Genomic DNA, 24151 nt, shown 5'->3' with positions numbered 1-24151 from the left:
CCGCGCGGGACTCCATGCCCGGCGCAGGGCGATGGGCGCCGAGCCGGATGACGCCGACTGGCGTACTCATCGAGGACGGGCGGTTTCCAGCACACGCGTCACAGCGGCGGCGACGATGTCGGCTGGCGTCTCGGTGCCGAAGGAGATGCTGTACCCGGGGGCCGTCGCCGTACCGGTGACCGCGATCTTCCAGCCCTCGCCGTCTGTTCCGGGACGGCCGAGCGGAGACCAGCCCAAGTAGAACCGGCCGTCCTTCGAATTGACGTGCACGTCGGCGCGGTCGTCCATCACCATGTGGAAGTCCTCGGCAGAGAACTGATCCATCACAAGCGTGGGCTCGCCCGGGCCGAGCTGCCAGTCGCGCACTTTCAGGGTCTTGGCGGTGGTGGAGAAGCCGGGGCCCATGCGAGCCACGGTCACGGCGATCACCTCTCTGACCTGGGGTTTCGGAAGGTCGTCCACGTTGACATCGCTCTGCACCCGTTGGCCAGTCCTTCGCGGCTCTTTCCCGTCTGCCCCCGGCGAACCGGGGCACGGGCCACTCCTCTCCGTCGTCCGAAGCGCGGCGTACGAGCAGTCCACCCGCCAGCCGCCTGGTTACTGAGAGCATGGACGCGTGAGTGCTGACCAACTGGGGCCCTGGGTACCGGACAGCCCGGAAGAAGTCGCCAAGGTGTTCGTGAAGGCAGCCTTCCCTTGGTGGATCGCCGGCGGACACGCGATCGAGCTCGCGGTCGGTCGTGAGCTGCGTCCGCACGCTGACCTCGACGTCCTGGTTCTCCGTCGTGACCAAGCCCTCGCCCGTGACCTCCTAGCCGACTGGGACCTGTACGTAGCGGACCCACCCGGCCAGGGGCAGCTACGACCGTGGCCTTCCGGGGAAGCGCTGCCCCGACCACTCCACGACATCTGGTGTCGGCGCACGCCGGCGGCGCCCTGGTTGGTGCAGCTCATGCTGGATGAGGCTGAGGGCGATCAATGGGTCTCGCGGCGCGCCCCGCAGATCCGGCTTCCTCTCGAGCGTCTGGGCCGCACGAGCCCGGCCGGGATTCCCTACCTGGCGCCCGAGGTGCAGCTCTTCTACAAGGCGAAGGCCACCCGGGAGAAGGACGAGACCGACTTCGAAGCGGTGCTGCCGCTGCTGGACGCCTCGCAACGCCTCTGGCTGGCGGACGCGATCGAGGTGATCGCGCCAGACCACCCCTGGCGACTGCGGCTTCTACCGGCCAACCGAACGTGAGAGGCGGGACGTCGCAGAGGTCGGGGCTTCGAAGCCGGGCGAAGCCCTCGGCTCGCAGCACCGTTGCGAGGGCCACACCAGGGCAGAAGCGATCCGGCCCACCGCCTGTGGCCGTGACCGACCTCCTCACCGGGAATCACAGCCGCGGCCAAAGCCGTTCGTGAGCCCCGGCGGCCCGGCTGGTGGAGCGGACGGGGACGGCGGGCGGGTGGGTGAATCACTGCCCCCGCCTGCTCACACCGATAGGCTTTCTCCATGGTGACTGCTGATTCGAAGGTGTCGCTCACCGGCATCAAGCCCACCGGGGAACCGCACCTCGGCAACTTCATCGGTGCGATCAAGCCGGCCCTGGAGCTGGCTGGCGGAGCCGAGTCGATCTATTTCATCGCTGACTACCATGCGCTGACCTCGGTGCGGGAACCGGAGTTGCTCAGGCAGTGGACCCGGTCGGTGGCGGCCACCTGGCTGGCGGCGGGCCTCGACCCCGAGCGTACGATCTTCTACCGCCAGTCCGACGTGCCGGAGATCTTCGAACTCCACTGGATCCTCTCGTGCTTCACAGCCAAGGGGCTGATGAACCGCGCCCACGCCTACAAGGCGGCGCGGGATCGGAACCGCGAAGCGGGTGTCGAAGAGCTCGACACCGGGGTGAACATGGGCCTGTTCAACTACCCCGTGCTGATGGCGGTGGACATCCTGATCATGGATGCAGATCTCGTTCCCGTCGGGAAGGACCAACTGCAGCACGTCGAGTACGCGGCGGACATCGCGGGCGCGTTCAACGCCGTCTACGGGGACAGCTTCCAACTGAAGATCCCCAAGGCGGTCGTCCCGACCGAGAACACCGGACGAACGCTGCCCGGAACGGACGGGCGGAAGATGAGCAAGTCGTACAACAACACGATCCGGCTCTTCGCCCCCGAGAAGGAGCTGCGGAAGATCGTTCGCCGCATCCCCACGGACAGCACCCCTGTCGAGGCCCCGAAGGACCCCGACAGCTCCGCCGTCTTCCAGTTGCTCAGCCACTTCGCGGATCCCAGGACCCTGGCCGAGGTCCGGACACGGCTGGAAGCCGGTGGCATGGGGTGGGGCGAGTTGAAGGACACCCTGCACGTCGTGCTGAACGAGCAGTTGAGCCCGATGCGCGAGCGCTACGACGCGCTGATGCAGCCGGGCAGCGAACTGGACGAACTGCTGGCTCTCGGTGCTGCCAAGGCGCGTCGGCGAGCGCAGCCGGTGCTGGAGCAGGTCCGCAAGGCGATCGGAATCGGTTGAGCCCAGATGCCCATCAGCCTCTGGCTGCAACCGCTTGAGCGACCTGGTCCGCTGCGTGCCAGGCAGTGGTCCACTTGCCCGGAAGGCAGACGATCAGATTCGCCACCCGCTCCCAGCCCGGCGGGGGGCTGCTGAGATCGACCACGACAGCCGACGGGTCGGGCTGGGCACCTGACGGTTCAGCGGCATGGCCCCACCTGAGCTGAAGCCTCTCAGTAGGAACCTCCGGCCAACGACGCGAAAGCGCCGCCGCGAGCCGGTAGCGCTCCTTCTCGTCATCAGTCGGGCTGCTGGGCCGGCCGGGTAGTGCTGCCTTGATCCCGCTGGGCTGTGGGCTGATGGCAAGCTTGTCCCCATCGAGCCAGTAGGTGAGCGGCAGCCTTGGAACCGGGCCTTCCAGCACGCCGTATGGCAGGTGGCCGAGGGTGAGCGGGTGTTGAATGCCGAGCAGGTCAAGCAGGTGGACCGTGCGGTGGCCGGTGGTCAGGACGAGGGTACGGGGCCGGTAGTAGCCGGCGTCAGCGCTCCACAGCAGGATCTCGCCGTGCGAGAACACCGGTTCGCAGGACGCGGGTGGGGCGAAGTCGACTCCGCGGACGGCTGCGTACGCGACGGACTTGGAGAGCAAGGCGACCACGTCCACGGAAACGTCTGGCAGAGCGAAGGCCCTTACCGGTTCAAGGGAGGACTGGGTCCTGTACGCGTCCAGCTCGGAGCCGGACAACGGCTTCACGGGTATCCCGAGATCCGACCACGCCTGCGTGTACCGCTCGACCTCGTCGTGGGAGGAGAAAAGTGCCAGGCCCGGTGTGTGCGGGATATCCGTACCGATCAGGCTGAACCACCGGGACCTGTGCTGCAAGCAGGCAGCGGCGACGTCGGGAAGCACGGGGGCATAGACGGCTCCCGAGTGGAGCTGGCCGAAGTTCTGCAGGGACGCTCCAGCGACGCGGTCGCCGTGGCATCGGACGCTGTGGCCCTCCTCGGCCAGTCGCACAGAGGCGGTGAGGCCGGCGAAGCCGGTACCAAGAACGACGGTGTCAGGGGCGTTCTTCATCGTGTTCCTCCAGAGGGGCGGGCTGCGGCCCAGCGGCGATGGTCCGCATCTGGGAAACGCCTATGTGCCTTGCGAAGCCGCGGACGAGCCGTTCGGGAGCGCCGTGGTGATCCACCTGGGCACGGATGCGAGGTGGCAGGAGCGCCAGCCCTTCACGGCTTGCCCGGCGATGCGCGGCGGGATTGTTTCGGCTGACGGTGCAAGAGAGCGCAAGGGCGGCAAGAAAGGTGGGAAGTCCGCCGAGACCGTGCGGGACGTCGGGATGCGGATCGTTGCCTCGAACGACCCAGAGCGAGCGGGTGGCGGGGAGCTGGCTGATGGTGGCCAAGGAGGTCGCTGCGAACGCGTAGGTGCAGGTGTTGCCGACGGTCGTGCGGGTGGGGCTAGCGGGGCTGCGGAGGTCAGTGGCATGGAGAAGCTGAGGCAGCAGCACCAGGTCAATGTGGGCTAACCTCGCGTAACGGATAGCTTGTTGGCGCTTGGCGCGACCGTACGGCGTCTGCAGAAGACACGGGGCCAGGGCGGCGGTCGTGCTGGCCGCGAGAACCCGGACGGTGAACCCGTTGGCGGCCAGCGCGTCCTGTGTTCGCAGTGTGAAGGCGGTAGCAGCACAGATCGAGCGTCGCATCGAGGTCACGCTGGTCCGGTCAAGGAGGAGATCAGCGAGGACGACCTCCTCCTCTCCGACCAACAGATGACTGAGACGCTTCTGGGCCTGGCGCCAATCCGACGTGGCTGTCAGGTCGGCCCGGATCCAGTCCGCATGCTGCCTACCCGTGGTGTCAGGCTGGCGGGAGAGACCGATGGCCCGGCGCCCTTGTGCGCGGAGCTTCGCCAGGAGGTGCCGGCCAAGTCGGCCTTTGCCTCCGAGTACGACGTACACCGGTCCGGTGCTCACCGCTCGCACTCCCGCCAGATTCTGGCGAAACTGGTGAACGTCTCGGTGAACCGGTGCTTGGCCACCTCCCAGCCGCTCGGCTTCTGCCGTCTGTGCCGGAAGGCAGCGCGGGCCTGGTCGATCTCGGGCATGGCCCACCCGCTGCTGAGCTCGATCGCTGAGAGCAGAGGTCGCTGGCTGGCCTCGTCGTGGCCGAGGACTCGTCCGGCGATCTCGTCGTCGGTCATGCCGAGATGGATGCTGGAGGCCGGGATGCTCTTTGACATCTTGGGGTAGCCTCCCAGGCCCTCCAGGACACGGAAGTACAGGGCTCCGAGTTCGACCTGCCAGCCGAGGCTGAGATCGCCGGCTTCCTTCTGTCGCTTGAGGACGAGCCGGGACAGCTCGGTGAAGTAGCTCTCCTCCAGACCTGAGAGCATCAGCATGCGGGCGGCGCCCGCCTCGGCGGGCCCGAGAATATCCGCGACCGTGTAGAGCGCGTCGACCGTGACGCCGATCTCGCTGCCGAGCAGGCCGCGGTCCTGGTAGAGGTCGGCCAGGTCCTCGTGGTGATCGAGGAAGTCCTGACGGGTGAGGAACCGTGCGATACGTCCGCACCGCACGAGGTTCGCCGAGTCGATGTGAGAGCGCAGCTCCACTGGCGCGAGGCCCGACGGCGAGTCGAGGCCGATTGCCCGCATGAAGCTGAACATCTGGTCGCGGACAGCGACGAGTTGGTCCCACTGCACGTTGCGGGAGTTCCAGGCGCCCAGCTCCGAGACGACGACGGTCATCGGCACCCCCAGGCGCCGCTGCATCTCGATCACCCCGAGCATCACGGACAGCGTCCCGGCGGTCGGGGCGTTGGTCGGCCCGAAGCCGGTGACGATGACGAGCGGCCGTTCGGGGTCCACGGGCAGGACGTCCTGCGCCCGGTCGTGGTGGGTGAACCGACGGGTCAGCGGACCGAGTGTCTCGGCGGCCCAGTCCTCGGCGGTGGGTAGCGGCTGAGGATTCATCGGAGTCCTTTCGAGGGGGCAGCGCGAAGGCGGAGAAGGAGGTGCTGGGCGCGGCCGTCCAGACGGGCTTCGCGGACCATCTGGAGGGCTTCGTCTTCGCCCACGTGGGGCCGCGAGGCGGCGAGGATGGCCGCGGCGTTGTGGTCGACCAGGTCGGTGGCGGCCGGATCACCGTCCGGGCGGAGGGACTCGACCAGTGCTGCCGCGTTCGTGTGGTGGTCGGAGCGGTGTCGCACCCTCCGTTGCCAGGGAGCGGGGGCCGCGTCCCGGCGGTGGCGCACGAGCTGTATGTCGCCGTGATGCAGGACAGCGCTGACGCTGGTGCCGAACGGGGCGAGCTCGTCTATCCGCTGCCCGGGTCCGAGCGTGGTGGTGACGACGCGGCCACGTGCCACGTCCGGGCGCGCGGCATGTATGCCCAGGGCGGCGGTTCGCACGTCGTCGTGAGCCAGCCCGTGCAGGAAGGCGTCGGCCTCTACGGCCAGCGTGGCCGACGGCAGGAAGAAGCTCATTGGGCTGAGGAAGTCGAATCGGCCGTCGTACCGGGCCGCGTAGCGGGGGCAGAAGGAGGCGTAGTTGATGAAGGCGATGCCGTAGGCGGCTACGGATTCCGGGACCCGGGCGGGGTCTGTCAGCGTGGGAACGCCGAGTGACGTGAGGACGTCGGCTGAGCCTGAGACGGCGGAGACCGAGGAGGAGGTGCCCTTGACGACGGTGACCCCACTGGCGGCGGCCAGCAGGGCAGCTGCTGTCGACACGTTGAACGTCTTGAAGGTCTCCTTCCCGCTGCCCGAGACGACGACAGTGCCTGCTGGAACCGGAACCGGACAGGCCAGAAGCTGTGCGAGCGTCTCGTCGAACGCGACGACCTGTCTCCAGATCTGGGCAGCCAGGGCAGGCGTGAAACCGTCGCCGCCGAGCAGCCTCCGGGCCCAGGCGAGCCAATCGGCATCGGCGTCGCGCCCGTCGCCGTGAAGGGCATCGACGAACTGCTGGATGTCGGGGGGATCGGGGGCCTCGGCAGTCCCCGAAGGGGAGACTCGCCGCTGCCGGGGAAGCAGCGACGGTGAAGTCACGCCTGGATGTGCTGCGCGATGGGACATGGTGTGGCCTCCAGTTCGTTCGTACCGGTGGCGCTGTTGCCATGGTCATCACAGCGGGCATAGCGTGATCGCTGTATCACTCCGAGTTCGCGAGCCTCCTCGCCGCCGCGTTCAGCGGCTTTTCAACATCCGCTTACACATGGGATCGGGAGCCTCGGATCTACGCTCCGGAACATGCTGACGAACAGTGGGCTGGTGGGGGATTTGGGCAGGGACAGATCGGGGTGGCGCCCCGAGAAACTGCGAGAGATGAGAGAGACCCACGGCCTCACGCTGGAGGCCGCCGGCGAGCGGTTGCGCGAGACCGCGCGCCGCGCCGGGCTGTCAGCTCCGGCGGCCAACTTCCAGACGTTATGGCAGCACGAGCAGGGTGAGGTCTTCCCCGGACCGCACTATCGGCGTGCGTACTGTCTGCTCTACCAGACCACCGAGCCAGAGCTCGGCTTCCGCAAGGCCCTCCCCGGCGAGGAAGTCGACCATCCGCTGACCGAGTTCAAGAAGCGGCTGGACAGCAGCCACGTGCAAGCCGTCGTGCGGGCCCTGGAGCACCTGGTGCCAACAGCCGATGAGGGCAGCAGCCACAGCGTCCAGCAGAGGATTCTGGGCGCCTGGCGGCGACGCCACAACGGCAGCGACCAGCACAGGCCGTCGCTCCTGCTGATCGGCGGCTTCGCGGGCAGCGGGAAGTCGGAGTTCGCTCGATTCATCTCGCACCTGACCGGGTGGCCGCTGCTGGACAAGGATCCGCTCACCCGGCCGTTGGTGGAGCGCCTTCTCACCCAGCTCGGCTGCGACCCCAACGACCGCCACTCCGAGATCTACCGGACAGAAGTAAGGCCGCTGGAGTACCAGTGCCTCATGGAGTCGATCCTTGCCAACGTCGAGTGCGGCATCTCCACCGTCGCCACGGCCCCGTTCATCAGCGAGATGGCCGATCCCTCGTGGATGCGGAGGCTGAGTAATCGCTGTGCGGCGTACCAGGTGGACGTGACACCGATCTGGCTGGAGTGCGACGTTGACTCGATGCGCGAGTACATCGCCTTTCGCTCCGCCGCGCGCGACGCCTGGAAACTGAGCAACTGGACGCAGTACCTCGAAGGGCTCGATCTTGACCTGCGCCCAGCAGTCCCTCACCTCGTCGTCGACAACCGTTTCGGATCGGCCATCGCCGTCACCGACCAAGCTCGATACGCCCTTGGGGTGGCACTCGCATGAAGACCGGAATCGTCCTGTACGGCCCCCCGGCCAGCGGCAAGGACACCATCACCGCCGCCCTCACCGAGCAGAACCCGCGGCTCGTCCTCTTCGCCAGAGTCAAGATCGGCGAAGGCCGCAGCCTGGGCTACCGAATGGGAACGAGGGAGCAGCTCGGGCAGCTGGAAGCGGCTGGTGATGTCATCTACCGGAACGACCGCTACAACAGTATCTACGTGGTGGATCGCCCCGGCCTGGACGCCGTCTTCGCCGCCGGGCAGGTCCCGGTCGTCCACCTAGGCCAGATCGCCGGCGTTAGCGCGCTCATCGCCGGCTACCCGGCAAACTGGATCACCGTCCATCTCTCCTGCCCCAGGAACGTCACCGAACGGCGCTCCACTCTGCGCGGTGACGAAGACACCCAGGCACGCCTCGCAGCCTGGGACGCCACCCACGCCGACCTCCAGGCCAACGCCACCACACGATGGGACCTGCACCTGCGGACCGACCAGCAGACCGCGACGGAGTCCGCTCTCGCCGTCCTCAAGGCACTGGCACAGGTCGCCTAGCGAGGGCGATGCAGCTGAACCAGCGCCTCCTCCACGGTGAGCTCGGTGTCCCGCTCGCCTTGCCATCGAAGCAGTGCGTCGGCTGCCCCCCGCACCGGCTCGCCGGGCAGCCCGCACGACTCCAACAACTCAGCCGCTTCCATCAACTCAGGAGCCCAACGCCACGCTCGGGCAGCCGTCTTCGGGATGTAGTCCCGCTCGGCCAGATAGCTCCCCGACCGGCCTTCCGCCACCTCCAGCAGTTCGTCCTCGACACCATGGTCCTCGGCCAGCGCGTAGGAAAGCGCCGCAAGAACCCGGGACGCCTTCTGGTAGCTCGTGTAGGCAAGCTTGAGGGCGCTGGCCTGGCCCAACTCGGTGCCGAGCCGCCGTGTGCGAACGTCGGTGCCGACGAAAACATCCTCCACCTGTTCAACAGCCTCGCCCGGACCGGCCAGAAACAGCTGCGGCCGCTTGCCGCCACGCGGAGGCGACCCGATGACGGAGCCGTCTACGACCGTGGCGCCGGTGAGCGTGGCCGCCGCCCTGCCGACCCGCTCCGGAGTGATGGCGTTGGCCTCGACGTAGACGCCTCGGTAGCCGTGAACCGCGACCTCGTTGGCCACCGTCGCTGCGGCCGCCGGGGGACAGATCGACAACAGGACCTGGCTGCGCTCCACCAGGTTCGCCAGGCTCGGGACCTCGGTCAGCCCAGCCTCAACGGCACGGCCACGGGTAGCTGCGCTGCGGCCCTCCGGGCACCACAGCACTGTCGCCCCATTACCGCGAATCTGGGCGGCCACCGCCGCGCCCATGCTGCCCGGATGCAAGATCCCCACGACAGCCCGCTCGCCGGTCACGCGCGCGCCCCTTCAAGGCCGAGCAAGAGATCGATGGCGTCCGCGGCGCCGGAAACCACGTGGTCGGCCTCAACGGCACGCTCGGTGCCACCCGATATCCAGATCGTGCGCAGGCCGGCCGCCTGCCCCCCGGCAACATCGTTCTCCGCGCTGTCGCCGATCATCCAGCCGCTCGACTGACCGTCCGCGCCGACCAGCCGAACTGCCTCGCGGAAGATGCCCACGTCCGGCTTGCGGCAGCCCACCTCCTCCGAGATGCACACGGCGTCGACTCGCTGGTCGAGCCCCGTGCTGGCCATCTTGGCCCGCTGAATGTCCCCGGCCCCGTTCGTCACAACGCCGACCCCCCAACCGGCAGCACGTAGCCGCTCCAGCCCGGACAGCACCTCCGGCGCGCAGGTCACCGCGTGAGCCATGCACACGGTGTACCGCTGCCACAGCTCCTCCACCGGCACCGAGACGGAGAACTGCTCCCGGAGCCTCTCGAAGTCCCTGCGGTAAGCGCGCTCGTACATCGCCTCCAGCAGCCACTGCTCAACGTCCCCGGCGAATCCGAGATCGGAGCAGAATGCCCGGACGCACGACCGGAACCCCCGTGAACGGTCAACGAGGGTGTCGTCCAGGTCGAAGAGCGCGAGTCGCTGCACAGGCTGGACTCTACTGTCCGACACGCTGACGGTAGTGGCCGAGCGCCTCATCGTGACATCGTCAACGCCCGCCAGGTGGAGAACCCGCGGATTCGCATGTCTGGGAGAACGGAGCGAGACCGCTCATGCCGTCGGGCACGCCGTGGCGGCAGCCGACGCAGGAGGGCGGCGTCGCCACTACTCCAAAGCCTCGTCGTGCAGAACGTCGAAGCGGAGTGCCTCTTGCGGGACTGCATGTAGGGAGTCACCAGCTCCCTGCAGCCTTCTGCAGTGCTTGCGGCGGCGCTCTCGCCGAGGACGCCCACCATGCATCTGGGTCCCAGCGCGCTTCTGCACCCCGCTCCGCCATGCGTGCAGACTGTCCGCGACCGCGGGTATCCACAGGGAGATGGCCTGCCCAGCGGGAGCAGCGATCGCTCCGGCGCGGCGCGAAGCGGGAAAGGCCGCAGGTGAGCCGCTTCTGGACGGCAGTCCTTGCTTCTCTTACACAGCCGGCCGGTGAGCCCCGGACCGCGGGGTTCCAGCCCCTTAGACTGGCCATTCCCACTGGTCGCGTTCGCAGTCAGCTGTACATCCCAGTCTCGGTGGACTTCCTGCCGTGCGGCTGGGATGTTCGTGCGACAGACGGACTCGTTCGCACGTTCGAGTCCGGCCTGCCGAGTGCAGCCGAGCAGGCGGTGGGCAGTGCGCGTGTATGGAGGACGAATGACGGATCTGCATGTGGTCGAGATCTGCGCGGGAGCGGGTGGTCAGGCCCTCGGTTTGGAGCGCGCAGGCTTCGAGCACGCCCTGGCGGTAGAGCTCGATGCGAATGCTGCTGCCACGCTTCGCCGGAACCGTCCGGCCTGGCACGTGGTGGAAGGCGATGTAGCAGATCCCAGAACGTGGACCCCTGAGGACTGCCGTACCGTGAACGGCGAGCAGCTGGACCTGATCGCAGGCGGTGTCCCATGCCCCCCGTTCACCATCGCGGGCAAGCAGCTCGGGGCAACGGACGAGCGCGATCTGTTCGCCTGGGCGGTCAACCTCGCTGAGCGGGTTCGGCCGAAGGCGCTCCTGCTGGAGAACGTCCGAGGGCTGAGCGCCAACCGCTTCGCGGCATATCGCCAGAACGTCCTGGACACCTTGCAGAGCGCAGGCTACGCAGCGCAGTGGAAGCTGCTTCATGCTTCTGACTTCGGCGTTCCCCAGCTCCGCCCGCGCTTCGTGCTCGTGGCGCTTCTCCCCGAGTACGCAGAGTACTTCTCCTGGCCAGATGAACTCCCCGATGCCCGTCTGACCGTGGGGGCGGCGCTTGAGGGCTTGATGGCGGCCAAGGGCTGGGAAGGTGCTAAAACCTGGGCCAACGGAGCAGACGACATCGCGCCCACCATCGTGGGCGGATCAAAGAAGCACGGTGGCGCGGACCTTGGCCCGACCCGGGCCAAGGCAGCGTGGGCAAAACTCGGCGTAGACGCCATGGGCGTCGCAGACGAAGCCCCCGAACCAGGCTGGAAGCCTGCCGCGGGCAAGCCCGGGCCGAAACTCACCGTTGAGATGGTCGCTCGCATCCAAGGGTGGAAGCCCGAAGACAAGTGGTTCTTCGAAGGGCGCAAGACAACCACCTACCGGCAGGTGGGCAACGCCTTCCCGCCGCCCGTCGCCGAGGCTGTCGGCCGATCCATCGCCCGCGCTCTGCGGAAGCAAGGCGAGCGGAATCAGCTCGTGGAGACGACGGATACGGTCCACGACCCGGTGTACAAGCTGCTCCGCGGCATGGAGCGTCCTCTCGGCATCGATCAGATCATCAGGCGGCTGGGGAAGTACGGGCAACACCTTTCCGAGCCGGAAGTCGAAAGGCATCTCGCCCACTTGGAACGGGACTTCATCATCACGCGCGTCCGGCGCTCCAGCGGGGCGCTGGGTTACCAACTCGGTGAATTCAAGGCATTCGTCGGGCAGGAAGGCCATCAGCGGAATGAACTCTTCGCGGTGAATCAGGCGAAGATCAGCTGATCGCTGCGCCACGCCCTTCGCCGCGCGGCGGCAGGGTCGGCTTGCCCCGGCGCTTCAGCGCCTCAGCCTCCTGCCGTCGCGCGGTGACCGCGTCGACGACAGTGCAGGCGCACACCTCCGGATCGAGATGCTCCCAGAAACGGAGCACCAGCCAGCCGGCCTCGCGGAGGCGGTCGTCAGTATCGCGGTCGCGCTGGACGTTGCGGCCGATCTTGTCCTCCCAATACGGCCGGTTGGTCTTGGGCATGACGAAATGCTCCGGGCAGCCGTGCCAGAAGCAGCCGTCGATGAAGACCGCCACCTTCACCGGCCGGAAGACCATGTCAGCGGTGCGGCGCATCTTCGCAAGCGGCTTGGCAGCGACGCGGTAGCGGAGCCCCGCAGCATGCACCAAGGAGCGCAGAAGCAGCTCCGGTGCGGTGTCGCGGTTCCGGTTGCCGAGCATGCTCCGCCGGTTAGCCGCCGACGAGGCCCACGAGCCCTCAGGGGGCTGCCACTGCGGGAGCTCTCCCGCTGCTTCCTTCTCGCTCATATCTCCGGCAGCTTCGGTACAGCCTGTTCTGGATCAGCAGGCCCGGCGAGGACCCACTCCCGCCCGTCGAGCTCCACCCGCGGAGCTGCACTGTGCTCGGGCCGCGCCTCAGCGAGCCGCGCGCTCACAGACTCGCCCGGACCGGGCACCGGCAAGCCGAGTGCTTCAGCGATCCGGCCGTGGCTGGAGTAGTGGCCAAGGATAACGATGCCGCGGGGTTGGAGCCGCGAACGCGACCCTCCGTTGTAGCGGACCCGCTTCATGTAGTCCTCCTGCATGGCCACGGTCGCGACGACGGTTCGGCTGACGCGTCGGCCCTGGGCACGCAGGAAGAGCTCGTCCACCCTCCGCTGCCCGCTCTTGTGGGAGAAGATCGCGTCGATATCCGGTTCGGACAACCTCAGCAGCATGTTCTCCTGGAGCGGGGCCTGGTCGAAAAGCCATTTCACTGCCTGGCGCCCCGCCGCGTTCAGCGTCTTCTTCGCATCCCGGTTGCCGCCGTTGTTAAGCCGCTCAGGCAGGGCACGCACCACGCCGGCGGACCAGCTCGACCGCTCATCGCTGGCCCAGACCACAAGCAACAGGTGGCCGAGCGCCTCCGGGGGGATCATCCAGGCGCCCAGGGTCTGGGAGTATTTGCAGTCGACGTCGGTCCCAGCGATCGAATAGTCCATGTCGCGGCCGTCGGCGAATCCGAATTCGCGCTGCAGGTTGATCTCGATCAGCGTGCCGAGGTGCGCCTTCTCCGTCTTGTAGAGCTGACCCCAGCGGTAGCGGCCTGTGTGCTGGCCGTCCAGCAGCATGTCGATGCTCCGCCGGACCGCTGCGGCCATCCTGCGGCCGTCCGGATCGGCCGCAAGGAGGTACCGCGTTACAGCAGCCAGCTCGGGGTCTGCCTCACTGCCGTCGTCGCCGAGAGGCCAAAGCGGCGCCTGCATACTCGTTTCGTCGTCATCCACGGCGGGACTCTATCCGTGCTGCGGGCAGGCAGGGCAGCCCCATACGCCACAGCAGTGGCACACTTCTGCTGTGATTCGGGAACCAGCTGAGCTCAGCATCGACGAAGACGGGAAGGTCTCGCTGCCTATCGGACTCCTGGCGGAGGCCGACCGTGGCACCGGGGCCCGCATCATGGCGTTCAGCGACGGGGACGGCCGCATTGTGCTCCAACGGGAGGCGGATGCCTCGGAGAAGCTGCTGCAGGACGGGGCTCTGTGAGCTGTACCCCTACAGCGCGCCCGTTTCAAGATGCTCGAGGACAGCCCGCATATCGGCCGCGTCCATCCCTGCGGCAACAGAGGCTTCTTCCTCCGGATCGCTGAGCTCGCGCACTGCGGAGTCGTCCAGGATCCTGCCCATGAATTCCAGCTTCTTCGCCAGCCTCATGGCGACAATCTCGTCGACCGTGCCCGCGGCTGCGAGCACGGTGATCCTGGTCTCGACGTCAGGGCTCAGCCCGAGTCGGTGGATGCGGTCCAGGCTCTGCAGAAAGCGGCCGGCCTGGAAATCGCGATCGATGTAGACCGCGTCGTGGCAGTCCTGGTGCAGGCTGATGCCCTCGCCGAGGGTCGCAGGGTTCGAGATGAGGACGGAGCAGTCAGGATCCTCCCTGAACCGGCAGAGCTCTTCCTCTCGGTCCTGGGTGCCACCGTGGACCGCAGCTGGTTGGAAGGGCGCCAGCAGCTGCTGCAGAGAGGTGATGCTGCGGACGAAGCTTGCCCAGACCAGGGTCTTCCGCCCCAGCGAGGCATTCTCCGCAACGATGGCCATGGCTTCCTTGTACTTGGGTGGTACCTCGTACTCCGGAAGGCGGTGGAGGAGGTCCGACAGAGGGGCGTTCTCACCAGCCTGCAGTGGCGGGACGCGGAACTCGAGAGGCTCGTACCGAGTGGACCCGCCCACCAGAAGGGCAGGGCTGGTTGCAGCCATCAACATCCGCAGCACCGCTTTGCCGAGAGCCTGGAAGTCCATGCGGTCGGCAGCGGCCCTCGCAGAAACCTTGCCTCCGGCCTTGAGCGCCTCGTAGATCTCTTCGTGCAGAGGCGGCATCGCCAGCCGCCGCAGTCGGAGCTCTACCGGCGGCAGCCCCAGCTCAGCTTTCGTCGTGCGCGTGAACATGGGCCTCAGAACCTGGCTCGCATACGCAAGGTCGCCGCCGTCGACGGCCCGGGTCACCACCCTGCGCCCGTGGCCTGGCCAGACGAAGGACAGGAGGTTCTCCAGATCCTTGGCTCCGTTCGGCGCCGGCGTGCCGCTGAGGATCATCCGAATGCGGCTGAGCGGACCGAGAGCGAGGCAAGCTGCGCCCCAGACGCCGGCGCCTCCCAGTTTCATTCGGTGGGCTTCGTCGACGACAAGCATTGCGGGAGCTGCTCTGAGCCAATTGGAGAGCGCAGGCAGCGCTCCTTGGAGGCGCTCGTAGTTGACGACCAGGAGATCGACAGAAGGTGGAGCACCCTTGCCCATTACATGAACCTGGAGCGGCTCAGCAAAGCACTCATCGGCTTCGTACCGCCATGCTTCGAACGCCGACCTCGGGCTGACCACGAGGATCCGAGATACCTCGCCCCGCTCCCTCAGGGCTGAGAAGACGGCCAGAGAAACACGGGTCTTCCCAGCTCCGGGCACGCTGAAGTTGGCCCCACTGCCCATTGAGAGCAGCCGGGCCGCGTCTCGCAGCTGGAACGGGGCCAGAGGGGCTTTCCAGCCTGCCCCGAGCAGAGCGGGGATTTGGTCGGCAGTGACAGCGTCCTCACCGACCTCACCACTGAGCAGCCTCTCGGCCGCGTCAGCGGTGTCGAGCATCTCCGTGACGAGACGCCGGAAGTCGTCCTCCCAGACAACGCTTTCCGGTTCAGGCCAGGAAGCCAACGCGCTGATGCTCGCAAGGAAGCTGTCTATGGGGACTGCGGCCGACAACCGGTCTGTCATCCGTCCGCTGGGAAAGCTGGCGATCATCTGACCGAGAGCACTGCGGCACGCAGGCACCGTCCTCATAGATGCCTGGGTCCGCGTAATATCGAACCCGATCGTCAGACTGGGCTCGCCAGCCATCTAGCGAGTCCTCCCGAGGGTCTCGATGAGCCAAGTCACCCCGTCGCCGGGATCCTTCACAGTGCGCTTGGCTTCAAGCGCGAGCTTCTGCAGCTTCTTCCGGAGGTCGGTGACGGCATCGTCGAAGCCATCCTCGTCAAGGCTGCTCTGAGCCCGGGACATGACGAGGTCCGTAATGCACTGGTCAATGTCCCGGCCCGCATCGGCTAGGCGAGCAGGGGCAGCCTGCTTGCGCTTCTGAATGCGCGCTTCACGTCCTGCGAAGCTGATGGCTTCGTCCATCGCACCGCGCAGCTTTTGCGCCTCCTTCTGCGCCTCAGCAGCAGCATTCGGCGGAGCAGATCCGCTAGGCTGGACGGCGACCCGCAAGCGCAGAACGGTGTCGGTCAGAGACTTGGCCGAACTGAGTTCGGCAGAGGGGCCCTTAACCGCCCTGCCCAAGCCCGGGATGGCGGTACTCGCAGCAGGCCCGGTCGGTGCACTGTTCTCAGGAAGCACCTTCGCCAGGTAGCGCTTGTTGAAGTCGTGGTCGATGAAGCGCACGTCAGTCTTGGCGAACCCGAGCAGCATGGCAGCAAGCCGGTTCTCTAGCAGCAGCTCGGCCTTCTCCGGGTTTGTCGCGTACTGCTTGACGTAGGCGCGGTGGAGCTCGCGGAACTTCTCCGCCTGGTCCTCGAACGCCACCAGAGACAGCTGGCCGCCAGCCGACCGGCTGCGTTCGATCAGCGACTCGATGTTCGCCAGCACCCACTGGTCCTGACGGCACCGCTCCGCTGTCGTGCGGAACGTCGAAGCCACAACCGCCAAAGGTGTTCCCTGGTCGACAAGTTCCTGCACTGCGAGGAGCCGGTTGATGTAGGAGTAGTCTCGCCGGTGCTCTCTGCGCAGCTGCAGGGACAGCTCGATTGCCGCGATGTCCTGCCAGTCACAGCTCTCCGGCAGGACGGCCACGCGCATCTCGTGCGTCGGGCCGTACAGCTGCATAAGCCCTGCGCGGCGGGTGTTGCCGTTGACAAGAATACCCTCGCGGGAAATCAGGCCGGGGTCCGTCTGGCCGTACTCCTTGAGGCTAGCGACCAGTTCATCGAAATCCGGGTCCGTCCTTGCCGGGTCTGCGGGGAGTACCTGCAGCAACCGATCCAAGTAAGCCTGGCCCTCACTGCTCCAAGGCTCGTCAGCCAGTGCCGCCGCCTGCTTGGGGTCGTGTCCGGACTGGGCGCGGATGCGGTGGGTGGCAGGGTTGTAGTAGAGGTTCCCCGTTGGCATCTGAATGACTTCCAGGTGCTCAGGCTGCCCGCGCCACTCCACCGTCAGCGTCTCGCGAGAACCACTGCCGGCATTGACTTCCCGCAAACGTGACCGGACCAGCGCGCGGTTCTCCTCGGCGTTCGGCGGCAGACCGTAGTCCTGTGCCATTTCCTTGTTCCTGCTTCCCTACGTATCGTTGTCTAGACCACTTTGTGCTGAGATTGGTCTCGGGTAGCACCAAGCTGCGAGCGCAGCTGCGCTCGCGACTCTTCAGGCAGGGAGCGGTAAGCACTCCAGAGCCGGTCGAGCGCGGTGAACTCTCGCTGGTCGTCATCCAACCAGCCCTCCAGGACGCGGCGATCCGAAGGGCTGAGCGCCGCCGCTGCCTTCTCGACCTGGCCAAGATCCACCACTAGCGCACGGCCGCCGACTCTGCACCGCCGGCACTCAGTGACCAACTCAGTCGTCCGCCGTCCACCGGGCTTGACGACTTCTCGCCGAGCGATGTCGAGCTGGGCGGCTTCGTCTGTGCCGTGGTACAGCTCGCCGGGGGTGATACCGCAGGAGCGGCACATGTTCCCGTCCCTCGCCAGAACCTCCCGCCGCCGTCCTGCGCCAATAGCGGCAGTGCCGGCCCTGCGTGTTGCCCGCCCGGGCAGCCAGACCGGATCACCCTGCTCGACGAAGCGCTGCTCGCGCGAGTCCAGCGTCGCGTCTTCGCGGTTCGTGTCGATTCGCCATCCGAAGCCCCGCAGATCCCTCATGCGGCGGTCGACCTGCGAGACGCCGGGGAAGGCTGCGCGGAGCTGCTCCTTAGTGAACGTCTTGCCCACTCCGACCTCGGACACGAGCCACAGTGCAGCGCGCTTCATCGTCCCCAGGCTGGGATCCAGCCAAGAGGGCAGGGGTGCTTCCATTCGAGCCAAACCTCCTCGGGAGGGCAGTGAAAGACGCCATACAACCACCCATTACTAGCACAGAAAGTGCTATCGACTCCAGTGATCAGGCATCTTTACAACTTCAGTAAAGACGGTCATCCGAATTGCCCGGAGTGCGGCGTTTCGGCCGCTTCGATCCCTCGTGGAAAATAGCCCGCTCGATGACCGGAGAACCCGAGACCTCGCGCCCCGGCAACGGCTAGGCTCAGTCCGATTGCTCGTCTCCGTGCGCAGCCCCGGCAACCGGAAGGGGTCCCTTCGCTGTGCCAGCTTCAGGCCATATCGGAAGTTCCTACGCATCCGGCACCACTGGCGAGGTGAAGGAGTTCGCCGCAGCCCTGCGGGTCGTTATCCAGTACGTCCGGCCGGGCGCCGCCTTGCATGTCGCGGCGGAGGCCCTGCGCATTTCACCATCCCAGCTGTCCCACTGGCTCCACGGGCGGCGTCTTCCCGACAGGGAGGCGGTCCGCCTCATGTCCGAGCTGGCGCAACGGGGCGCTCACCGCATGGGTGCTGTGCTCGAACTCGAACCCGCTGAACTCCTAGCACTGCTGTGTGCGGCTAGGCGGTCGAAGGGGCACCCTTCAGTCGACTGCACCTGTTTGGAGGGGGACCGGCGCAACGGCGCGGCATTCAGAATGGGGGACCGGCGCAACAGCCCCAGTGCTTCACCGGTGGGGGCCGACCGGCTTGCAGCACCTCCAGACCTTCTCGGACTGCTAGCCGAAATGAAGGCCGACCAGAGGATCGCCCTGCTTGCCGACTTGGCCGCCTCATGGGAAGAATCCGAGATCGCCCACGCAGCTGAAAAACTGGCACACGCCGGGATGGGGGCGGAAATGGAGGCACTTATCCGTTACGCGAGACGGGCAGGAAAGGATTCAACGGAGGTGGCGGTCGCCCTCGCCATGCGTCGTGTTCAGCTAGGATGATCTGCGTGGCAAATCCTCACAGGTGGGGGAATGGGTCCGAGTGCACCTTCATTCGGTTCCACCGCTCCATGCGGGCCATTGCACATCTTCAGTCACCACACGGGAAAGGCCCGGCCGTCTGGCTACCAACCTGAGCCGGTGCCTTCCCCGCGGAAACATCCCGACTAGTTCACTGATCAGGAGCTTCGTGTGAAGTGTAAGGCTGTCCTGGCACTCCTTGCCAGGAAGATCAAGGCTGCCCTGCACCGCCCTCCCCGCGTCGACGGCGCCACCGAGGGAGCAGGGCAGGGGTGGCCCTCGCCACGGGCACGGCGCCGGCTGCGGTTTCTCCGCTGGGTGCTCACCGTCCAGGCTCTCAAGGCAGCGGTGTCGGCAGTAGCGGGTGTCGCGGCCCTTTGGCTGCTGCAGTCCTCCATCGATTGGATCCTCCGCCTCTGACCGGAGGAGGGCAGGAAGGGCGGACCGCCGGCAGCGACAGGTGTCTGGTGCTGGCGGTCCGCCCGGGAGCCATCTGGGAGCCGACCCGCTCCCCAAGCCCCTCCCGAACCCTCCGAGGCCATCCCACGCCAGCCTCCTGACCAGGCTAAACAGCAAGGCAACAGGCGCGAGGCGCGCCCGACCTTCGTTCGGGACGAAGAGGTCGTGGGTTCAAATCCCGCCACCCCGACAGAGGAAACACCAGTTCAGGGGCCTGATCCGCGAGAGCGGTCGGGCCCCTGAGTGGTTTGTGGGGGCTCTTTGGAGAAATCCGGGGGAAGGCTCCGAGGAGCGGGCTCTGCCGGTCCGTATCGATCCCGGGCCCGCCGCGGGCATGGACTTCGACCGCGTCATCCTCACCGTCCGTCGCCGCGATCCACCGTTCCTCGCGCACCAGCCAGGTCTTCCACGGCTGCCCACACCCTCCACGGTCGCCTGACCGTCGCATCATCGACCGCGCCACTGGTAAGGGGCGGGATACCAAGAGTATGGTCCTTGGTATGGCGACTAAGAAGGTAACCGTGACGATCCCGGAGGATCTCCTGGACGAGATCCGCGCGGACGCGGCAGAGCGGGGCCTTTCGGCGTACGTCGCCGAGGCGCTGCGCTTCAAGCGCGACCGGGACCGGCTCCTGGAACTGGTCGACTGGCTGCAGGAGGAACACGGCCCCGTGACTGAGGACGAGCGTGTGGCAGCCTTCGGCGAACTGGAGGATCTCGATGCCGAACACGAGCGGCGCCGCGCCTCCGGACGGCAGAACGCCGGAGAGGCTGCGTGAAGAAGCGAGCCGGTGAGCACGGGCAGAGTCCGCTCCGTGTCTTCGTCCTGGACTGTGAAGCTCTCTCCCTGGCCGTGCGCGGTGATCGGAGGATGATCGCCTGGCTCGACCTCGCGGCGCAAGGGGAGGCCGAAGTGGTGACGTCGCCGATGACCCTGGTCGAGGCGTACGACGGCAGAACGACGGAACAGCGCTGGGACTGGGTACTGTCCCGGCTTCAGGTCGTCGACATCGGGAAGAACGAGGCCCGTCAGGCCCGCCGGCTTCTGGCCGACGCCAAGTTGCACGGCCACAAGTACGCGATCGACGCCGTGCTCGCCGTGATCGCGCGACAGCAGAAGGGACAGGTCACCGTCTTCACCTCGGACGTCGACGACCTGGAGAAGCTGGTCCCGGACACGATTGTCGTCAAGAAGGTGTGACCCGACCCGCGCCCTTCAAGGGCCCGCCGTCGAGGTTGCCGATCGGGCGTTGTTCGCGTTTCCGGTCCGCGGGTCTCAGCGCGCCCACGGGGCCGCAGCTACCGGCGTGGTCCTGCGGCGGCGTAGGCGGCGGTGCCGGTGATGGCGAGGGCCAGGGCCGTCCAGGTGCCCGCCGTCGTGCCGGGTGGGAGCAGCATCCAGGTCGCCACCTGCGTCGGTGTGGTCGTCGGGGGTGGGGCGAAGAACGAGAAGGCGAGCCAGGTGAACGGCAGCGTCCAGGCGTACTGGCCGCCCAGGAGCGTCGCCCCCAGGGCGACCAGGCCCATCAGGCCGGCGCTGTTCCGGAGGACGAACGCGGCGGTGGCCATGTCCTCGCCGCCCATGGCCTGCACGGTCAGCAGGACCGTGCCGATGACCGTGCCGGCTAGCAGCACGTGTGCCGCTCGTCGGGGTGCCCAGCGGATCGCGGCGGTCCGGTCCAGTGCGAGGTCCTGCCCGCTGAGCCCGATCGAGACGGCCATCGCGCCGGCGGCGAGGACGAGCGCGGGCAGCCGTGGATCACCGGGCCCGTCGCCCCCGTTGTGGGCGAGCGCCCACACCGCCACCGTGCTGACCACCACCGCGGCGAGTGACGCGGGTACCTGGCGTGAGCGCGCGTACAGCGTCAGCCATCTCACCGGGACGTGCCGCCGGACAGCACGTCGAGGACGTCGCCCTCGCAGGAGAGTGCGGCGGCGTGCGTGGCCTTGATGCGGGAGAGCTGCTCGGCTCGCGGCAGTGCCTTGAGTTCCTTCCACACCGGGCGGGCCAGGGCGATCTGGTCACTCGGCGGGTGGGGGGAGCCGCTGAGCGGCTTGAGGTCGTCGAGTACCCAGCTCGCCGCGATGCTCTGCGCGGCGACGTTGCTGAGCGTGCCGGTCCAGCCGACGGGGGAGCACCCCGGCACCATGCCCTTGGCGATCAGGGCCCGGGTCAGTTCCTCGCCCTTCGCGGTGGTGATGATGTCGTCGTCGAAGGCGAAGAGCACGGTGTCGCGGGACCACTGCGGTGCGGAGCCCTGCGGCAGTGCGGTGGTGTTCTCCCGGACCGAGTCCGGTGCCTGGTCGCCCAGGGCGCCGTGCAGCAGGCGCAGTGCCCTCCTGCCGGGGTCCGCGAGATGGGTCAGCCGCGCCTGGTGGGTCCTGGTCACGCACACGGGGCCGTCGCACACCATCTCCGCGGCGGCCTCGTCGACGACGTACATGCGGCGCGGGTCGGAGGGGAGGACGAGCAGCGCGAGCACCGCGCCCGCCAGGAGGGGGGTGAGGGCGACCAGCCGGGCGCGCGGGGTCGCGGCGACCAGTAGCGCGAAGCCGGTCGCGGCCATGCCGAGCAGCCAGATCGTCTGCCCGGCGTGCACGGACGTGGAGAGCGTGACGAACACGTCGTTCACCTCCTGCACCGCCGGGGACAGCAGCGAGACCTGGTTGGGTTCCGTGCCGGGGATTCCCGTGGCCGAGGACGTCTCCGTCCGGCCCAACGACATGTGCATGAGGGCCGTGAACACGAAGGCGCACATGGTCAGCGCGGGCGGGGTGAGCGCCGACGGCAGGGCCCGCCCTGCTCCCATGCCCAGTACGGCTCCCGCGACGAGGGCGAGTGCCCCCACCAGCGAGATCGGCAGCCAACCCAGGTGTGTGTACGCGGTGTTGGCGAGGACCTGGACCGCGCCGACGAGGACGAGGAGCGTGAAGGCCGACGTCAGCGTGACCGCGGTCGTGCCCGCCAGTGTGGCCGCGCGGTGCCGGGCGGGCCGCGGCGTGCTCGTCAGCAGCTCGGTCATCTTCGAGCGGTGGTCGCGCAGGCCCTGCAGCGCGCCGAGTCCCACGGCGAGCGGCCACAGGTAGAACAGCAGGGAACGTGTCCACAGCGCCATGGGCGTCCACTGGGCCGTCCAGGCGGTGGTGCCCCTCCACCACGCGGCGTTCACCAGGTACAGGAACGCCAGCGCCGTCGCCAGGACGACGAGGCCGGCCCACGGGGCGATGGAGCGCTTCAGCTCGATGCGCAGCATGCGGGCGTTCACCAAGTGCCCCTTTCGGACAAGGGCTTCAGGAGCAGCGCCGAGTAACCGCGCTCCAGCGGGCTGTCGCCCACGTGCTCGGGGCCGCCCGCCGCTGCCAGGTCGTCCGGGGTGCCCTGGAAGACCAGTCGCCCCTCGGCGAGGAGCACGACGTCGGTGCAGGCGGCGGCCACGTCCTCGACCAGGTGGGTCGAGACGACGACGCAGGTGTCCGTGCCCAGTTCCTGCACCAACTCGCGGAAGCGCAGTCGCTGCGCCGGGTCGAGGCCGACCGTCGGCTCGTCGAGCAGCAGGACGGCCGGGTCGTTGACGATTGCCTGGGCGATGCCGACCCGCCGGACCATGCCGCCCGACAGCGCCTTCATCTTCTCGTCGGCCCGGTCGGCCAGCCCCACGCGCTCCACGGCGCGCTGGACCGCCGCGGGGATCTCCGCCTTCGGCACCTCCTTCAGCCACGCCATGTACTCGACGAACTCGCGCGCCGTGAAACGTCTGTAGTAGCCGAACTCCTGCGGCAGGTAACCGATGCGGCGGCGCAGCGCGCGGTGCTCGTCCCCGCCGCCCACGGCCTCGCCGAGCATCTCCAGGCTGCCCCCGGTGGGGCGCAGCACGGTGGCCAGCGCCCGGACGAGGGTGGTCTTGCCGGCGCCGTTGGGCCCGAGCAGGCCGTGGACGCCGGTGCCCAGCGACAGGTCCAGCCCGTCGACGGCCATGCGCTTCCTGCCGACCCGGACCTTCAGCCCGGTGGCCTGGATCTCCCAGGCGTAGGGCGTCGGTGCGACGTCGGCCGCGTTCACCGCGGACCTCATGTGGTGTTCCTCTCCGGTGGTCATCGATGGGCTCCCAGCACGGAGTACGCGCCTCTGCGGGCGAGCACGACACCGATGCCGAGCGTGAGGACCAGCCCCCATGCGGGCAGGCCCTCCGTCTGGAGGACGAAGGCCGTCCGGTGCGTGGCCAGGGTCGGCGCCACGACCACGGCGGCCCACGCGGCGGCCAGTACGGCGGCGGCGCGGGTCACGCCGACGACACCACCGAGCGCCAGCGTCGCCGCGGTGAACGCCAGGCAGGGCAGCAGCCACTGAGCCACCATCACCCCCGTCACCCAGCCGCCCACCAGCAGGGCGGGGACGACCACGGTGAGCATGGACGCGGTGCGCCGCAGCACCAACGGGAGCCCGGCCCTGGGCACCGAGGCCGTCAGTTCGTACGCCGGGTCCACGCCGCGCGACCACGAGGCCGCGACGCCGAGCACGGGCAGGACCGGCGCGAGCAGCAGCACCCAGGACACCTCGACGCCGAACGCGGAGCCGGCCAGGTCCAGCAGCAGCGCCAGCAGCGTCGCGCCCATGACCATGGCCAGCCACGGCGCCGTCGCGGGCGTCATCCACCTCGACGCCCGCGCCGACCAACGCCGTCCGCGCGGCATCATGGGGGTGACCGCCAGCCGGGGTTCGATGCCGGACCACACGGTGTCGACCAGCGACGCCACGGCGGGTGCCTCGGCGTCGACCGCCGCGGCCAGCCGGTCACGGCACGGTCGGCACGCCTCCAGATGGGCCTCCACGGCCCACACCTCGTCGGCGGCGAGGTCGGCGCCGCCGCGCGCGTATCCCGTGATGACGCGTGCCGACGCGTGTTCCACGTTCATGCCAGTGCCCTCCGCATCGCGATCCGGGCCCGACGCGCACGGGTCTTGACCGTGCCCTCGGGCAGCCCCAGCAGGAGCGCGGTCTCCCGGACGGACAGCCCGTCGAGCACCATGGCCTGCAGTACCTGTCTCAGTTCCGGCGCGAGACACCGCAGCGCGTCGCCGACGTCACCGCCGACGGTCGCCGCGAGCGCCTGCTCCTCGGCGGCGGGCGCCGCGTCCGGCGGAGCTGCGGCCGCCG

At 68.0% G+C, this 24151-nt stretch carries 27 protein-coding genes; 10 read left to right on the top strand and 17 right to left on the bottom strand.

What is annotated here, in order from left to right; all coding sequences use genetic code 11:
• Positions 1-66 precede the first annotated feature (66 nt).
• Entirely contained in the window at positions 67-420 is a 354-nt protein-coding gene (locus tag ACYVE9_RS01370; RefSeq protein WP_461025823.1) for an SPDY domain-containing protein, read from the bottom strand.
• A gap of 196 nt (positions 421-616) precedes the next feature.
• Between ACYVE9_RS01370 and ACYVE9_RS01365 the strand changes: the two genes are divergently transcribed.
• A complete protein-coding gene (locus ACYVE9_RS01365; RefSeq protein WP_461025813.1) occupies positions 617-1240 on the top strand; it encodes a nucleotidyltransferase domain-containing protein in 624 nt (207 codons plus the stop codon).
• 255 nt (positions 1241-1495) lie between these two features.
• On the top strand, positions 1496-2515 hold the full coding sequence (locus tag ACYVE9_RS01360; RefSeq protein ID WP_461025812.1) for a tryptophan--tRNA ligase: 1020 nt from the start codon (positions 1496-1498) through the stop codon (positions 2513-2515).
• Between the two features lie 13 nt (positions 2516-2528).
• Here the strand turns inward: ACYVE9_RS01360 and ACYVE9_RS01355 are convergent, their stop codons facing one another.
• From ACYVE9_RS01355 to ACYVE9_RS01340, 4 genes are read right to left on the bottom strand one after another with little or no spacing between them, the layout of a single operon-like run.
• On the bottom strand, positions 2529-3572 hold the full coding sequence (locus ACYVE9_RS01355; protein ID WP_461025811.1) for an NAD(P)/FAD-dependent oxidoreductase: 1044 nt from the start codon (positions 3570-3572) through the stop codon (positions 2529-2531).
• Positions 3556-4470 carry an NAD-dependent epimerase/dehydratase family protein gene (locus ACYVE9_RS01350; protein ID WP_461025810.1) on the bottom strand — a complete coding sequence of 305 codons (915 nt, stop codon included), beginning with the start codon at positions 4468-4470 and terminating at the stop codon, positions 3556-3558. Before ACYVE9_RS01350 ends, ACYVE9_RS01355 begins: the two co-directional genes overlap by 17 nt.
• Positions 4467-5468, bottom strand: a complete 1002-nt coding sequence (locus tag ACYVE9_RS01345) for a nucleotidyl transferase family protein (RefSeq protein ID WP_461025809.1) — start codon at positions 5466-5468, stop codon at positions 4467-4469. Before ACYVE9_RS01345 ends, ACYVE9_RS01350 begins: the two co-directional genes overlap by 4 nt.
• Positions 5465-6544, bottom strand: a complete 1080-nt coding sequence (locus tag ACYVE9_RS01340; protein ID WP_461025808.1) for a hypothetical protein — start codon at positions 6542-6544, stop codon at positions 5465-5467. Before ACYVE9_RS01340 ends, ACYVE9_RS01345 begins: the two co-directional genes overlap by 4 nt.
• 276 nt (positions 6545-6820) lie before the next feature.
• On the opposite strand from ACYVE9_RS01340, the gene ACYVE9_RS01335 reads away from it, so the two are divergent.
• Both ACYVE9_RS01335 and ACYVE9_RS01330 read left to right on the top strand, forming a co-directional pair.
• The gene (locus ACYVE9_RS01335) at positions 6821-7786 is read left to right on the top strand and encodes an AAA family ATPase (RefSeq protein ID WP_461025807.1); all 966 of its coding nucleotides are present in this window, start codon (positions 6821-6823) and stop codon (positions 7784-7786) included.
• On the top strand, positions 7783-8334 hold the full coding sequence (locus ACYVE9_RS01330) for a P-loop NTPase family protein (RefSeq protein ID WP_461025806.1): 552 nt from the start codon (positions 7783-7785) through the stop codon (positions 8332-8334). The genes ACYVE9_RS01335 and ACYVE9_RS01330 overlap by 4 nt, the downstream gene beginning before the upstream one ends.
• On the opposite strand, the gene ACYVE9_RS01325 is transcribed toward ACYVE9_RS01330, so the two are convergent.
• A complete protein-coding gene (locus tag ACYVE9_RS01325) occupies positions 8331-9173 on the bottom strand; it encodes a DUF1932 domain-containing protein (RefSeq protein ID WP_461025805.1) in 843 nt (280 codons plus the stop codon). The genes ACYVE9_RS01330 and ACYVE9_RS01325 overlap by 4 nt on opposite strands.
• A complete protein-coding gene (locus ACYVE9_RS01320) occupies positions 9170-9820 on the bottom strand; it encodes an HAD family hydrolase (RefSeq protein ID WP_461025804.1) in 651 nt (216 codons plus the stop codon). The genes ACYVE9_RS01325 and ACYVE9_RS01320 overlap by 4 nt, the downstream gene beginning before the upstream one ends.
• Positions 9821-10525: 705 nt before the next feature.
• On the opposite strand from ACYVE9_RS01320, the gene ACYVE9_RS01315 reads away from it, so the two are divergent.
• Positions 10526-11815, top strand: a complete 1290-nt coding sequence (locus tag ACYVE9_RS01315) for a DNA cytosine methyltransferase (RefSeq protein WP_461025803.1) — start codon at positions 10526-10528, stop codon at positions 11813-11815.
• On the opposite strand, the gene ACYVE9_RS01310 is transcribed toward ACYVE9_RS01315, so the two are convergent.
• Positions 11808-12347, bottom strand: a complete 540-nt coding sequence (locus ACYVE9_RS01310) for a very short patch repair endonuclease (protein ID WP_461025802.1) — start codon at positions 12345-12347, stop codon at positions 11808-11810. The two genes, ACYVE9_RS01315 and ACYVE9_RS01310, sit on opposite strands and share 8 nt — an antisense overlap.
• Positions 12344-13306 (bottom strand): NaeI family type II restriction endonuclease, encoded by a 963-nt coding sequence (locus ACYVE9_RS01305; protein ID WP_461025801.1) that lies wholly within the window; start codon positions 13304-13306, stop codon positions 12344-12346. Before ACYVE9_RS01305 ends, ACYVE9_RS01310 begins: the two co-directional genes overlap by 4 nt.
• Positions 13307-13376: 70 nt before the next feature.
• Here ACYVE9_RS01305 and ACYVE9_RS01300 point away from each other — a divergent pair, with 70 nt between their 5' ends.
• Entirely contained in the window at positions 13377-13565 is a 189-nt protein-coding gene (locus ACYVE9_RS01300) for a hypothetical protein (RefSeq protein WP_461025800.1), read from the top strand.
• Between the two features lie 9 nt (positions 13566-13574).
• Here ACYVE9_RS01300 and ACYVE9_RS01295 read toward each other — a convergent pair whose 3' ends face one another.
• The 3 genes from ACYVE9_RS01295 to ACYVE9_RS01285 are packed head-to-tail and all read right to left on the bottom strand — an operon-like array spanning position 13575 to position 17566.
• Positions 13575-15401 (bottom strand): DEAD/DEAH box helicase, encoded by a 1827-nt coding sequence (locus ACYVE9_RS01295; protein ID WP_461025799.1) that lies wholly within the window; start codon positions 15399-15401, stop codon positions 13575-13577.
• The gene (locus ACYVE9_RS01290; protein WP_461025798.1) at positions 15402-16817 is read right to left on the bottom strand and encodes a transcriptional regulator; all 1416 of its coding nucleotides are present in this window, start codon (positions 16815-16817) and stop codon (positions 15402-15404) included.
• Between the two features lie 32 nt (positions 16818-16849).
• Positions 16850-17566 carry an HNH endonuclease gene (locus tag ACYVE9_RS01285; protein ID WP_461025797.1) on the bottom strand — a complete coding sequence of 239 codons (717 nt, stop codon included), beginning with the start codon at positions 17564-17566 and terminating at the stop codon, positions 16850-16852.
• Between the two features lie 338 nt (positions 17567-17904).
• Between ACYVE9_RS01285 and ACYVE9_RS01280 the strand changes: the two genes are divergently transcribed.
• The 4 genes from ACYVE9_RS01280 (at position 17905) to ACYVE9_RS01265 (ending at position 20197) form a co-directional block, all read left to right on the top strand.
• A complete protein-coding gene (locus ACYVE9_RS01280; RefSeq protein ID WP_461025796.1) occupies positions 17905-18519 on the top strand; it encodes a hypothetical protein in 615 nt (204 codons plus the stop codon).
• Between the two features lie 189 nt (positions 18520-18708).
• Positions 18709-18957: a hypothetical protein gene (locus tag ACYVE9_RS01275; protein WP_461025795.1), complete on the top strand. Its 249-nt coding sequence runs from the start codon at positions 18709-18711 to the stop codon at positions 18955-18957.
• Between the two features lie 539 nt (positions 18958-19496).
• The gene (locus tag ACYVE9_RS01270) at positions 19497-19775 is read left to right on the top strand and encodes a CopG family transcriptional regulator (RefSeq protein WP_461025794.1); all 279 of its coding nucleotides are present in this window, start codon (positions 19497-19499) and stop codon (positions 19773-19775) included.
• Positions 19772-20197 (top strand): PIN domain-containing protein, encoded by a 426-nt coding sequence (locus ACYVE9_RS01265; RefSeq protein ID WP_461025793.1) that lies wholly within the window; start codon positions 19772-19774, stop codon positions 20195-20197. Before ACYVE9_RS01270 ends, ACYVE9_RS01265 begins: the two co-directional genes overlap by 4 nt.
• A gap of 98 nt (positions 20198-20295) precedes the next feature.
• Here ACYVE9_RS01265 and ACYVE9_RS01260 read toward each other — a convergent pair whose 3' ends face one another.
• The 5 genes from ACYVE9_RS01260 to ACYVE9_RS01240 all read right to left on the bottom strand — a co-directional run.
• Positions 20296-20874 (bottom strand): hypothetical protein, encoded by a 579-nt coding sequence (locus ACYVE9_RS01260; RefSeq protein ID WP_461025792.1) that lies wholly within the window; start codon positions 20872-20874, stop codon positions 20296-20298.
• Positions 20871-22262 (bottom strand): hypothetical protein, encoded by a 1392-nt coding sequence (locus ACYVE9_RS01255; RefSeq protein ID WP_461025791.1) that lies wholly within the window; start codon positions 22260-22262, stop codon positions 20871-20873. Before ACYVE9_RS01255 ends, ACYVE9_RS01260 begins: the two co-directional genes overlap by 4 nt.
• Positions 22259-23092: an ABC transporter ATP-binding protein gene (locus ACYVE9_RS01250; RefSeq protein ID WP_461025790.1), complete on the bottom strand. Its 834-nt coding sequence runs from the start codon at positions 23090-23092 to the stop codon at positions 22259-22261. The genes ACYVE9_RS01255 and ACYVE9_RS01250 overlap by 4 nt, the downstream gene beginning before the upstream one ends.
• Positions 23089-23910 carry a zf-HC2 domain-containing protein gene (locus tag ACYVE9_RS01245; RefSeq protein WP_461025789.1) on the bottom strand — a complete coding sequence of 274 codons (822 nt, stop codon included), beginning with the start codon at positions 23908-23910 and terminating at the stop codon, positions 23089-23091. The genes ACYVE9_RS01250 and ACYVE9_RS01245 overlap by 4 nt, the downstream gene beginning before the upstream one ends.
• Positions 23907-24151: RNA polymerase sigma factor (locus ACYVE9_RS01240; RefSeq protein WP_461025788.1), on the bottom strand; the 245-nt coding region annotated here is incomplete at its 5' end. The genes ACYVE9_RS01240 and ACYVE9_RS01245, both read right to left, overlap by 4 nt.

It is taken from the genome of Streptomyces sparsus (assembly GCF_054776295.1).
Note: the sequence above shows the minus strand (reverse complement) of the source record. Positions and strands in the feature narration are given on the sequence as shown.